The organism is Neorhizobium sp. NCHU2750 (assembly GCF_003597675.1).
GTDB lineage: Bacteria > Pseudomonadota > Alphaproteobacteria > Rhizobiales > Rhizobiaceae > Neorhizobium.
The window spans coordinates 518,683-530,110 of record NZ_CP030828.1 but is presented as its reverse complement, the minus strand read 5'-3'; the positions used below and the strand labels follow the sequence as shown (position 1 = coordinate 530,110).

The 11,428-nt window shown below is 58.9% G+C and carries 10 protein-coding genes; 6 read left to right on the top strand and 4 right to left on the bottom strand.

The genetic code is table 11. The annotated features are described in order from the left end of the window. Positions 1 to 3 precede the first annotated feature (3 nt). The 4 genes from NCHU2750_RS23100 (at position 4) to NCHU2750_RS23080 (ending at position 5,868) form a co-directional block, all read left to right on the top strand. Positions 4 to 786, top strand: coding sequence for an ABC transporter permease (locus tag NCHU2750_RS23100; protein WP_119944094.1), 783 nt, complete (start codon positions 4 to 6; stop codon positions 784 to 786). Positions 787 to 796: 10 nt separating this feature from the next. Next, a complete protein-coding gene (locus tag NCHU2750_RS23095) occupies positions 797 to 2,584 on the top strand; it encodes a gamma-glutamyltransferase family protein (RefSeq protein WP_119944093.1) in 1,788 nt (595 codons plus the stop codon). A 440-nt stretch (positions 2,585 to 3,024) separates the two neighbouring features. Beyond that, positions 3,025 to 4,158: a helix-turn-helix transcriptional regulator gene (locus tag NCHU2750_RS23085; RefSeq protein ID WP_119944091.1), complete on the top strand. Its 1,134-nt coding sequence runs from the start codon at positions 3,025 to 3,027 to the stop codon at positions 4,156 to 4,158. A 252-nt stretch (positions 4,159 to 4,410) separates the two neighbouring features. After that, on the top strand, positions 4,411 to 5,868 hold the full coding sequence (locus tag NCHU2750_RS23080) for an MFS transporter (RefSeq protein ID WP_119944090.1): 1,458 nt from the start codon (positions 4,411 to 4,413) through the stop codon (positions 5,866 to 5,868). Between the two features lie 141 nt (positions 5,869 to 6,009). Here the strand turns inward: NCHU2750_RS23080 and NCHU2750_RS23075 are convergent, their stop codons facing one another. Then, a complete protein-coding gene (locus tag NCHU2750_RS23075; RefSeq protein ID WP_119944089.1) occupies positions 6,010 to 6,930 on the bottom strand; it encodes a LysR family transcriptional regulator in 921 nt (306 codons plus the stop codon). Positions 6,931 to 7,335: 405 nt separating this feature from the next. On the opposite strand from NCHU2750_RS23075, the gene NCHU2750_RS23070 reads away from it, so the two are divergent. Together NCHU2750_RS23070 and NCHU2750_RS23065 are read left to right on the top strand one after the other, a co-directional pair. Next, complete coding sequence (locus tag NCHU2750_RS23070) at positions 7,336 to 8,010, top strand: 4-carboxy-4-hydroxy-2-oxoadipate aldolase/oxaloacetate decarboxylase (RefSeq protein WP_119944088.1); 675 nt, start codon at positions 7,336 to 7,338, stop codon at positions 8,008 to 8,010. Between the two features lie 251 nt (positions 8,011 to 8,261). Further along, entirely contained in the window at positions 8,262 to 9,254 is a 993-nt protein-coding gene (locus tag NCHU2750_RS23065) for a LysR substrate-binding domain-containing protein (RefSeq protein ID WP_119944087.1), read from the top strand. Between the two features lie 55 nt (positions 9,255 to 9,309). Here NCHU2750_RS23065 and NCHU2750_RS23060 read toward each other — a convergent pair whose 3' ends face one another. The 3 genes from NCHU2750_RS23060 to NCHU2750_RS23050 are packed head-to-tail and all read right to left on the bottom strand — an operon-like array spanning position 9,310 to position 11,418. Beyond that, the gene (locus NCHU2750_RS23060; protein ID WP_119944086.1) at positions 9,310 to 10,011 is read right to left on the bottom strand and encodes an SDR family NAD(P)-dependent oxidoreductase; all 702 of its coding nucleotides are present in this window, start codon (positions 10,009 to 10,011) and stop codon (positions 9,310 to 9,312) included. Beyond that, positions 10,008 to 10,976 carry an NAD-dependent epimerase/dehydratase family protein gene (locus tag NCHU2750_RS23055; RefSeq protein ID WP_119944085.1) on the bottom strand — a complete coding sequence of 323 codons (969 nt, stop codon included), beginning with the start codon at positions 10,974 to 10,976 and terminating at the stop codon, positions 10,008 to 10,010. The genes NCHU2750_RS23060 and NCHU2750_RS23055 overlap by 4 nt, the downstream gene beginning before the upstream one ends. Positions 10,977 to 10,986: 10 nt before the next feature. Further along, positions 10,987 to 11,418 (bottom strand): cupin domain-containing protein, encoded by a 432-nt coding sequence (locus NCHU2750_RS23050; protein ID WP_119944084.1) that lies wholly within the window; start codon positions 11,416 to 11,418, stop codon positions 10,987 to 10,989. Positions 11,419 to 11,428 lie beyond the last annotated feature (10 nt).

The following is an 11,428-nucleotide window of genomic DNA, read 5'->3' as shown; positions in this document are numbered from 1 at the left end:
ACCATGGGTGGCTTTATTCTGCGTCTCATCGTCGGCATCGTGCTGGCACTCGTCATCGGGCCGATCCTGGTCGTGATCATCGCGTCTTTCAGCTCCGCGGAAGCCTTGAGCTTCCCGCCACCTGGCCTTTCGTTCCGCTGGTTCATCGAGTTTTTCCGCATCGAGGAGATGCGCAACGCCTTCGTGCTATCGATCGTCCTTGCCGTCGCAGCGGCCTGCGGCTCAGCGATCATCGGCCTGCTCGGCGCAGTCTACGTGTCGCGCCATCGAAACGCCTTTTCGACGCTGCTACAGGTGCTGATCATGGCGCCGCTGGTCTTTCCGGCGCTGATCCTCGGACTGGCTCTGCTGCTCCTCTACAAGACGGTCAACATGGGCGTCCTTCCCGGACTGTTCATTGCCCATATCGTCGTCTGCCTGCCCTATTCCTTCCGCTCCATCCTGACGTCGCTGCAAAGCTTCGACACGACGCTTGAGGAGGCAGGCCAAAGTCTTGGCGCCGGCCCTGTTCGTTCATTCCGGCTGATCACCCTGCCGATCATCTGGCCGGGCGTCCTGTCCGGCTGGCTGTTCGCCTTCGTGGTCTCCTTCGGCGAGCTCAATACGGCTCTGTTCCTGACCGGCCCCGGCGTCGTGACGCTGCCGATCGAGATCTTCAGCTACCTGCAATTCCAGGGCAACCAGCTCGTCGTGGCGGCGGCTTCTTCGTTGCAGGTTCTCGTCATCCTTTTCGTGCTGGTCGCGGCAGAACGTCTCGTCGGCGCAAAGCAGCTCGTGCAGAGGTAGGCATAATTTCATGGTTTCCTTCACCACCAGACCCGAAGTCAGCGGCACGTTCGGCGCCGTCAGCTCGACCCACTGGCTCGGCACCGCCGTCGGCATGGCCGTACTCGAACGTGGTGGCAACGCCTTCGATGCGGCTGTTGCCTGCGGCTTCACTCTGCAGATCGTCGAGCCGCATCTGAATGGGCCTGGCGGCGAAGTGCCGATCATCCTGAAAAGCGTGGCCGAGGACGAACCGGTGGTCATCTGCGGCCAGGGCGTCGCACCGCAACTGGCGACGATCGAGAGGTTTCGGGCACTTGGCCTCGACATGGTGCCGGGCACCGGCCTGTTGCCGGCCGTGGTGCCCGGCGCCTTCGACGCCTGGATGCTGATGCTACGCGACTATGGTACGATGTCGCTCGCCGATGTGCTGTCCTATGCGATCGGATACGCAGAGCACGGCTATCCGATCCTGCCGCGCGCCGTTGCCTCCATCATTCCCGTGGCGGATTTCTTCAAGCGAGAATGGCCGACATCCGCGGACGTCTGGCTGCCCGGCGGTGAGGCGCCGAAGCCCGGTCAACCGATGCGCAATCCGGCAATCGCCGAAACCTACAAGCGTATCATCGCCGAAGCCGAAGCTGTCGGCAGCGATCGTGTCGCCCAGATAGAAGCCGCTCGCAACACCTTCTATCGCGGCTTCGTCGCCGAGGCGATCGACCGTTTCTACAGCACGGCAGAACTGTTCGACACCTCCGGTCGCTGCAATGGCGGGCTGCTGCGCGGCGATGACATGGCGCGCTGGCAAGCCACCAAGGAGAAGACGCTGTCGGTCGAATTTCGCGGCATGCGCGTCCACAAGACGGGGCCGTGGGGCCAGGGGCCTGTCTTCCTGCAGCAACTGCAGCTCCTCTCGCAATTCGACCTCGACCGGCTCGACACGCTCGGGGCCGACTATGTCCACACCGTGGTAGAGAGCGCAAAGCTCTGCTTCGCCGACCGCGAGGCCTTTTACGGCGACCCGGATGCCAGCGACATCCCGATGGATATACTCCTGTCTTCCGACTACGCCCGCGAGCGGGCGAAACTGATCGGCGACCGCGCCTCCATGGAACTGGTCGCCAGTCACCTGGAAGGTGCTGCCGAGCGGCTTGCGAAGATCGCCGCCCGCGGCGGCAGCGAGATCCCTCAGGGGCCGGGCGGTGGCGAAGTCACCTTTGCGGCGGTCCCGGAGATTGAAGGCGATACCGTGCATCTGGACGTCGTCGACCGGTTCGGCAACATGGTATCGGCAACGCCAAGCGGCGGCTGGCTACAGAGTTCACCGGTCGTGCCCGGCCTGGGTTTTCCGATTTCCACCCGCGCGCAGATGTTCTGGCTTGATGAAGGCCTGCCTTCGACACTGCGTCCAGGCACCCGACCACGCACGACGCTGACACCAACGCTGGTCACCCGTGACGGAGCAGGCATCATGGCGATCGGTACCCCTGGTGGGGACCAGCAGGACCAGTGGCCATTGACCGTGTTTCTTCGCCACGTTCTGCACCGACAGGGACTGCAGCAGGCAATCGACGCCCCGATGTTCCATAGCCGCCATTGGCCAGGCTCCTTCTATCCGCGCGAATACGAACTTGGCCGCCTGCAGATCGAAGACCGCTTCGGTAGCGTGGTCATCGATGACCTCAAGGCCCGCGGGCACAAGGTCTCCGTCATGGATAGCTGGTCGCTCGGCCGCGTATGCGCCGTCGAGCGCCGAGGAGGTTTGCTTTACGCAGGGGCAACACCGCGCCATATGCAAAGCTACGCCGTAGCACGGTAAAACAGGCAACCGATCACCGGCGCCCCAAAAGGCCGAGCCCGATATTCATCGCGCTCGGCCACAATTAGCTGCACAAGCGCAATTGACATGACCCGCGCTATGCTGCCGCTTATAGACTGCATATCCACCTGTACACCGGACGGGACGTCGACCGCCGAAGACATTATCCACATACGCAAACCGCCTAGGTTTAAACGCCAAGTTTAAACAGTGGTTTACTATATCTACGGCACAAAATCGGTCCATTTCCCGCATCCAGAGACTTCCAGCAAAACAGTAACGTTCACAAGCGATTGATGGGCAGCAAAACGCCTTTACCTCACTTTTATAATCATCTTTAATTTTTCCACCCTAGGGCGCATGATGCGCCGATTATTTATATGAATGAGTCCAGTTGAATTTATGGTGGAGCCCGTGCGGGAAGCGCGAGGTTTGGTACGTTGGCGGATATCGACAAGATAATCGACGATATCTACGATGGCGGCACCAGCGATTGGCGATCGGTGAGCAGGTCTCTGTTTCACCATCTCGGTGCAACCAGTGGCTCCTTACGATTCCGCCAGCTGGATGGCAGCACGTCGAACGTCTTCGAGACCGCGGGGTCAGCTGAATCTCGCTATACAGACTATTACGGCAGTATAGACCCGGTGCGTTCGGCACTCGTCAAGCTCTCGTCTGCTCAAGATCAACGCACCAATGCCCTGCTCGTCGATGATCTTCTGGACGGCGAGCAATATCGCCAGTCCGAATTCTATCAGCACTTCGCGCGCCCGAACGGCCAGGAACACATGCTGCTCGGCGTGATCGGCGACGATGAAAAGACTGTCATCGGGTTGTTTCGTGATGGGCGAGGCTTTGGCGAGCGGGAGGTTTCTGACTTATCGAGACTGATCCCGCATATCAGGCGCGCCATACAATTGCGGAGACGCCTGCAACAGGCAGAGCGAACAGCCTCACTTACGCACGCTGCCTTCGAAGCCCTTCCAGGGTGCGCCATCGTGGTGGATAGCAATGGCTACGTCCTCTATGCAAACTCGTTTGCCTCACGATGCCTGTCACGCCGAGATCTGCCTTTCTATCTCGCGCCCGAGATAAACAGCGGGAAAACACGGCTGATCGTCGACAATCGCGGCAAGTCAGCCCAATTAAGTAGCTTGATTTCCGAAGCTGCCTACAGTGGAAATGGTGGTGCGGTGCGCTTCGAATTTGAGGCGGCATCCAGCGCACGGCTACGCCAGCTTGCGGTATTGGTGTTGCCGCAACCCACGGCGTTTTCAGCCAGTACGGTTCTTTCAGGAGCCGGCGTCCCCGTGCTCATCATGGTGCATGAGTTGTCACGTCCCACACTGATCAATCCGTCACTGATGCAGGATCTGTTTGGCCTCAGCGCGGCCGAAAGTGCCGTGGCCATGGCGCTGCTGGGAGGCCAGACATCCGAAGCCGTTGCCCGCGAACGTAAAGTGTCGCTGGAGACCGTACGCACCCAGATACGCATGGTACTGCGCAAGACGAATGCCGCCAATCTTCGTGAGTTCGAACGTATCGGTGCGATGCTTGATATGCTCTCGCGATGAGAGCAGGCCGGGAACGCTTCCACTGGCCCATATATGGGAATGCGCAGCAGACAAATGAGAGATTTCGGCCACGGCATATCCATGCCGCCCGTCGGACAACATCTCCTCCATCTGAGGCCACCAAATCGACACGGCCGATTAGAAACATCACCTGACGTCGCCACGCTGGACGGCTACCGTACAAAAGCCGGCACCAAGGCCCGGTAAGCTTGGCTTGATGAGGGTGGATCAAGCCTTACAGCGCAAGCATGGATGGCGCTTTCCTCATACATTATTTTTATAGAAGCTGTCGACAAACGGTATTTGCCGACATCGCTCGCTTGCGTGATGCTGGCTATCGCACGCCTCTCGTGGGGCGTCGCGATGAATGCGCTTGGAGGAGCGATTATGAAAAAGTTGGAGGTCTCCAAACCGCTGCGCGCTGCGCAATGGGGGATAATTTCTCAGCTCGCCGTTATCGGCATGATCAACTACATGGATCGCGCCACAATCGCGATTGCCAATCCCTTGATGCGGCAGGATATGGGGATAACGCTACCGCAAATGGGCCTTTTGCTGTCGGTCTTCCCCATGACCTACGCACTTTCGCAGTTACCACTTGGCATTTTGATCGACAGGCTCGGCCCCCGCAAGCTGCTGGGCATGGGTGTCGCCCTGTGGTCCCTTGCGCAGGCGCTTTCGGGGCTGGCGACGGGCGTGAACCAACTCTGGGTGTTCCGTTTCTTGCTCGGGATCGGAGAAGGCCCAAGCATGCCGGCAGGTACCAAGGTTATCAAACGCTGGTTCGCTGCCGACCAGCGCGGGGGCGCGATGGGTATATTCACTGGCGCCAACCATTTCGGCCAGGCTATCGCAGCACCGGTCCTGACGGGCCTGATGGTGCTTTTTGGTTGGCGCTGGATGTTCATCCTTATGGGGCTGATAGGCTTTGTCAGCGCAGCGATATGGCTGCTGACATACAAGGAGCCCAAGGATGCGCAGCTGAGCGCGGCGGATCGCGCTGCACTGGTCCGCGGCGACTCCGCTCCTCCGACCGGAGAGCCGATGACTTTCTCCGCTTGGAAAAGATTGTTTCGCTTCAGAACCAGTTGGGGCCTTTTCATCGGCGTTTTCGGTGCCTCCTACATGGCCGGCATCTATGCAACCTGGTTGCCTGCCTATCTTGAAATGACCTACCACCTGAGTGTCGGAAAAACCGGGCTGGCGGTTGCCATCCCGTTCACATGCGCGACAATCGGAAGCGTTTTTGCGGGCTGGCTGGCGGATGCCATTACAAGACGCAATCATTCGGCTTTCGACGCAGGACGGATCGTCTTCATTATCGGCTTGATCGGTCTTGCGGGCTTCACGGTCCTGACTGCTCGCAGCGGTGATGTCGTGATGGCAACAACCTGGATCAGTTGCGCGATGTTCTTCAGTCAGCTTTCAGGCACATGCTCCTGGCTGGTCGCAGCGAACGCCGTGCCGGAATCAAGCGTCGCATCCTTCGGCGGAATCCAGAATTGCTTTGGTTACATTGGCGGGGCACTGGCTCCTGCAATTACCGGATTTGCCGTGGCAGAGTCCGGCTCCTTCACCGTTCCCTTGTTTATCGGTGCAGGAATTTCGGTTGTCTCTGCCGTGATCTACTGGTTCGTAGCGAACGGTCCCATCGAGTCACGAAAACTTACGAACCTGAATACGCTGTCAGCCAGCGTATCCAATGGCTGAAGATCAGCCTCACCCTATGCACCGGCCCGAAAACCGGAATGGATTTTCGGGCCGGTGCATAGCGTCAAACAGATAGAACCTCCGTAACGTGAGCGTTCCTGGTCGGTACCGCGCCGGCAGTGCCGGTCCGCCAAGACCATGCTACACCATTGCGGTCCAATGCCCTCTCCTACCCAGAGCGACCACGGTTTCCACCACGATCTTGCGAACTTCCATCACGGCTCGGGTCGGGGGATGGTTTGTCGGCATATCGAGTACCAGGAAACGAGATGCATCCGCGGCAGCTATTTTGACCGATGACAACTGCCCGGCAACCGTGTCCGCATGAATTGCGCCACGCCCCAGAATGGACAGCCCAAATCCACTACGTATAGCAGCCTTGCTGCTCTCTACGCCTTCGATCACCCATGCAATATTCAAGGAGAGCCCCAACATCGCCGCGCTGCGCTCCAGAATGATACGGATTCCGTGCCGTTGAGACGGTAGGATCAGCGGAAGGGCCAGCGCTTCGGAAAGTGACATCGTCTCGAGGCTCTTGTCAAAATATCCCGGCGGCCCCACCACATAAAGTGCCTCTTCGAACAATGGCGTGGCAGACGGCTTGGCGACGTCGCCCAAGGTGACGGCCAAGTCGAACGATCGGTTCTCCAGTGCCGATTTCAGCGTCTGACTATCGCCCTCGCTGACCATCAATTGAATGCGTGGAAATCGCCTTCGGCATTCTTCGAGGATGGGAATTCCCAATGCCGGCGAGAGGGACCCGAGAATACCGAGCACCACTTCGCCCGTCGGGAACTCTGCCTGCTCGCGTGTTGCATGCTCGGCCTGCGCAATTGCCCGCAAGATCGGCTCTGTGTGAGACAGCAAGGTCTCTCCGGCCTCCGTAAGTGTCACTCCACGTGACGTACGGTTGAGTAATTGCGTTCCCAATTGCTCCTCGAGGGTACGCATGTGAAGGCTCAGCGCGGGCTGTGCAACTCCAAGCTCGCCGGATGCCCGCGTCAGCGATCCCAGCTGGGCAATCCTCGTAAAGTAGCGCATTCGCATCGTGTCGAGGATCATCACAGCTTCTCCCAAACCTCTCACTCCGGCATATCTTTATTTTATATAGACTCCTCCGGAAATAGTTTTTTATGATCGCCGTCCATTAGTCTTTTTTTTTGACTGGCGCCTGCCGATATTCACGTTAAGGCCAACATGGGCAGTCTCCTTCGCAATGAAGACATCGAGAAATCTCGACCTGGTTCGGTCCGGCGAGTTAAAGCGCGTAGGGCGCTTAGGATCTGCACCGCCAAGTGATGAGGTCGAAGCGCCCGGCAACCAAATAACTTTGGCCGCCGCTACGGCGGCATACAGAGCGGTTATGTCTGGCATCAATAACATATATTTGTGAGATGCCGGTGCTGAGAATACGACATACATGCTGCGACTGATAACGCGGCGTTCTCGGTGCCTATGGAGGAAAAAATGATCCGACTGAATCAGAAGATTGACCGTCCGACCAAGGACGAAGTCGCCGCGCTTTCCCAATTTTCGCCAGCGACTATCCATGAAGCGCAGGGGAGGAAAGGCGCTCTTTCGTCAAGGATCAAGCCTGTCGATCATCGAATGACACTCTGTGGCCCGGCATTCACGGTCAAGTGCGCACCGCGCGACAATATCATGCTGCAGGTCGCAATCAACTACGCGCAGCCGGGAGACATCATCGTGGTGTCGGCGGGTGAATACGAAGAGGCCGGCTCATTTGGCGACGTGCTAGCTAATGCCTGCCTCGCGAAGGGCATCGGCGGCCTGGTCACCGACACCGGCGTGCGCGATACGGTACAATTGCGTGAACTCGGCTTCCCTGTCTTTTCTCTGAGCGTCTGCATCAAGGGCACCGTGAAAGAGACGCTCGGCGCCACCAACGAGCCGATTACCTTTGGCGATGAAATTATCTACCCGGGCGACATCGTCGTCGGTGATGCAGACGGGCTCGTCGTCGTGAGGAAGGCCGAGGCCGCAAACGTTGCCCGGCTGTCGAAGGCACGCGATGACGCTGAGGCTGGCTACATAGCAGCTTACAAGGCCGGAAAGTCCGTCGTGGAAGTCTCCAACCTCGAAACGGTACTGAAGGCGAAAGGTCTGGTCGTCGAAGCGTGAGTGAAGGCGAATGCCTGAACGGGGCGCCGCTGCGTCATCCGTCTCTCCCATCGTTATGATATGGCCGCGTGAAAGCGCGGCCATGCTTTTTTGTGGTTTCTCTCAAGACGGCACGGCCGGGCATCGTCGCTGACGTCAACTGCCATGAGATGCCGAGGTGAAACACACATAAATGATTGTTAAAACTCGCAATCATGCATAAGAGTCGAAGCTGCTCGAGGCGGGGAGGTCACGGGTGGGAGGAGACAGACGTGGATACAAGACAACTCAAATATTTCGTTGCAATCGTGGAGTGCGGCAGCTTTGCCGAGGCTTCGCGACAGCTGTATATCGCCCAGCCGGCGCTCAGCCAGCAGATCGCCCGACTGGAGGACGAGATCGGTGCCCCGCTGCTCATCCGCTCGGCAAAAGGCGTTTCTCCGACCAGCAACGGTTTTGCCCTTTTTCGTCATGCGAAATTCGTTCTCCGGCAGCTCGATCATGCATTGACGCTGGCCCGACAGCCCACGGCAGAGATCACCGGCCGCGTCTGTCTCGGGATAGCACCGACCACCGCCTGTCAAATAGGCATGCCGTTCCTTGAGCGAATGCAGGAACGTTATCCCGGCATTCTGGTCAACATCGTCGAAGGGCTTTCGGGCCATCTCCAGCATATGGCGAGCAATGGTGAGCTCGACATGGCCATCCTCTTCACCAACAACGCGGTGGTCGACTGGCAGTGTACGCCGCTTCTGGATGAGGAACTGTTCGTCATCCTGCCCGCCGGCAGTTCGCTGTTCCAGCGTAACAGGGACACGATCACGCTCGCCGAGATACAGGAACTGCCGCTGTTTCTGCCAAGTAAAGGCCACGGACTGCGGCGGCGGATAGACATCGAGTTCGAACGGCTCGATATCTCGCTGATGCCTGTGTCGGAAATCGACTCGCTGCCCATGCTGATGGGTTGTCTGGCACAGGGGCTCGGCGCAACGATCAAGCCCATGTCGGCGATCAATGTCCACGGCACGGCGCTTGCGAAGAACTGGCGCTGTCTGAAAATTTCAGACGCGGCAATCTCCAGGACGAATTACGTCTTCGCGCTTCCACCGCAAAGAGCCTCGGATGCGCTGATGCTGGCCCACCGGGAGTTGTTGAGCCTCGCACATGAACATGTTTCGAACGGCAACTGGCATGGCGTGGAACTGATCTCGCAATCCCGGGCTCGTGGTTTGAGCGCCGTGGCCGAAGTCAGAAAGCACGCATGAAAAGGCCGGCCCTGGAGGCCGGCCCATAATATGGTATCGTTTCGATATGGCGTCCTCAGACCAGCCCGCCGTTCGGCTGTATGATCTGGCCATTGATCCAGGACGATTTCTCCGAGATCAGGAAGGAAACCACTGCCGCAATCTCCTCCGGTCGGCCGACGCGATTGAGGGGAGCCATGGCTGCGGATTTCGCTACAGCCTCCTCACTCTTTCCTGCCCGGAAAAGGTCCGTATCGACAGGGCCTGGAGCCACCCCATTGACGCGGATCTTGCGCGAAGCAAGCTCCATCGTCATCGACCGCAAGAGTGACTCGACGGCTGCTTTCGTTGCCGCATACGGCCCGACGCCAGGTACAGCCTTGCGCACCAGAGACGTCGTCAAGCCGACAATGGCGCCGCCATCCTCGACCACACGGGCAGCGGCCGAAAGCACATTGAAGGCTCCGATCAAGTTGACCGAAACGAGGCTTTCGAAATCTGCAGGCGGAAACGACGCAAGCGGTGCCGGAGGCACGTTGATCCCGGCATTGGCAACGACCGCATGAACCGGCCTGCCGAAATCCTGCTTTACCTTGTCCAGAACGGCTGCGACCGAGCCCGCATCGCGGATGTCGCAGGCGTAGGCGCGACCTGCCTCTCCCTCCTGCACACCGGATGTGGAGGTAAAGGCAACGTCATAACCATCCTTAGAAAGCGTTTCCACGCAGGCGCGGCCAATACCCCGCGACCCGCCGAACAGAACGACAAGCGGTTTCATTTATCAATACTCCTATTTGAAAGCTCGGCACGGCTGAGTTCGATCATCTTCTCCATCCCCTTGAGGATGCTGAATTGTGGTGCATAGCCGAGTTCTACCCGTGCCCGCGAAATGTCGAGCGCACCCTTTTTGGCACTGACGATGCCTTCACTCGGATAATAGGGGCCGGGATCGACACGAATGTCGGCGCCGGGAATGGCAGCATTGACGATCTGAGCTACCTCGCTCACCGTCGGCGCTTCGCCGGTTGCGACATTATAGGCGTCGAACCGATGATGTTCCTTTTCCAGGGCCAGAACGACACCCTGGACAGTATCGTCGATATAGACCTGATCGACAGCCAGATCGCCGCCGGTGGAAATGTGCAAGGGCTCTCCCTTGAGCGCCGCATCGATATAGGTCTTCGGCATGCGCGGCCTTGGCAGATCCGGCCCATAGACCCAGCAGGTCCTGACATTGATGCATTCCATCCCGTATTGCCGGGCATAGACGCGGCCGATCTGCTCGCTCGCCAGCTTTGTGGCACCGTAGATGCTGGTCGGGTTCTGCGGATGATCCTCGCCGATCACGGCAGATTGGAAGTCCCCATATGTCTCCTCGGTGCTGACATTCACCACCCTCTTGATCCCGGCAAGGCATGCAGCCTCGAACAGGTTCACGGTGCCTTCGACATTGACGCGGTATGCCTTGGCCGGGTTGACGGCACAATTGGCAACGCCGACGATGGCCGCGCAGTGAACGATTGCATCCGGCTTGACACTCATGAGCAATGCCGAGATGCCCGCAGCATCCGCCAGATCGACGGAAACGGCCGTCAGTGCCGGCTCGGCATTGGCGAGAGCGGCGAAGGCCGGGTTGACGGCAACATCGGCTGCAACGACGGTGTGCCCACGGGCAAGCAGTGCTTTCACGACGGCACCGCCGAGCCAACCGGTCCCGCCGGTTACGACGACTTTCTGAGCCATGTCTGCCACCTCACGACCGCGTCCGGGGAGCAGGCTCCTCGTCGGTCGGCGGGCTGGTGATGACCAGGAAGACGAGGTTGTCATTGCCGGTACAATGGAATTCGTGCACCACGCCCGGCGGGATGTAGGTCACGTCATTTGCGCTAACCAGCCGCTGTTCGCCATCGACAACGAGCAATCCCTCGCCACTCAGCACATGATAGATCTGTTCCTGAACCACATGCGAATGGCTTTCCACCCAGGCTCCTGGTTCATAGGAGGAAATGCGATGATCGAAAAAACGGCTGCCGACCAGCGCCGGCGTGACGATTGCCTTGGATAGCGCCTGTTCGTAATGGCCGGGATACTGGTTCCACTTGAGTTCGGCCAGGTTGCGGGTCACCGCCTGCTTGTCCGCCGTGGCGTTCTTGGTCGCTTCGACCGGGGGAACGATGGTGGTCATGATATACTCC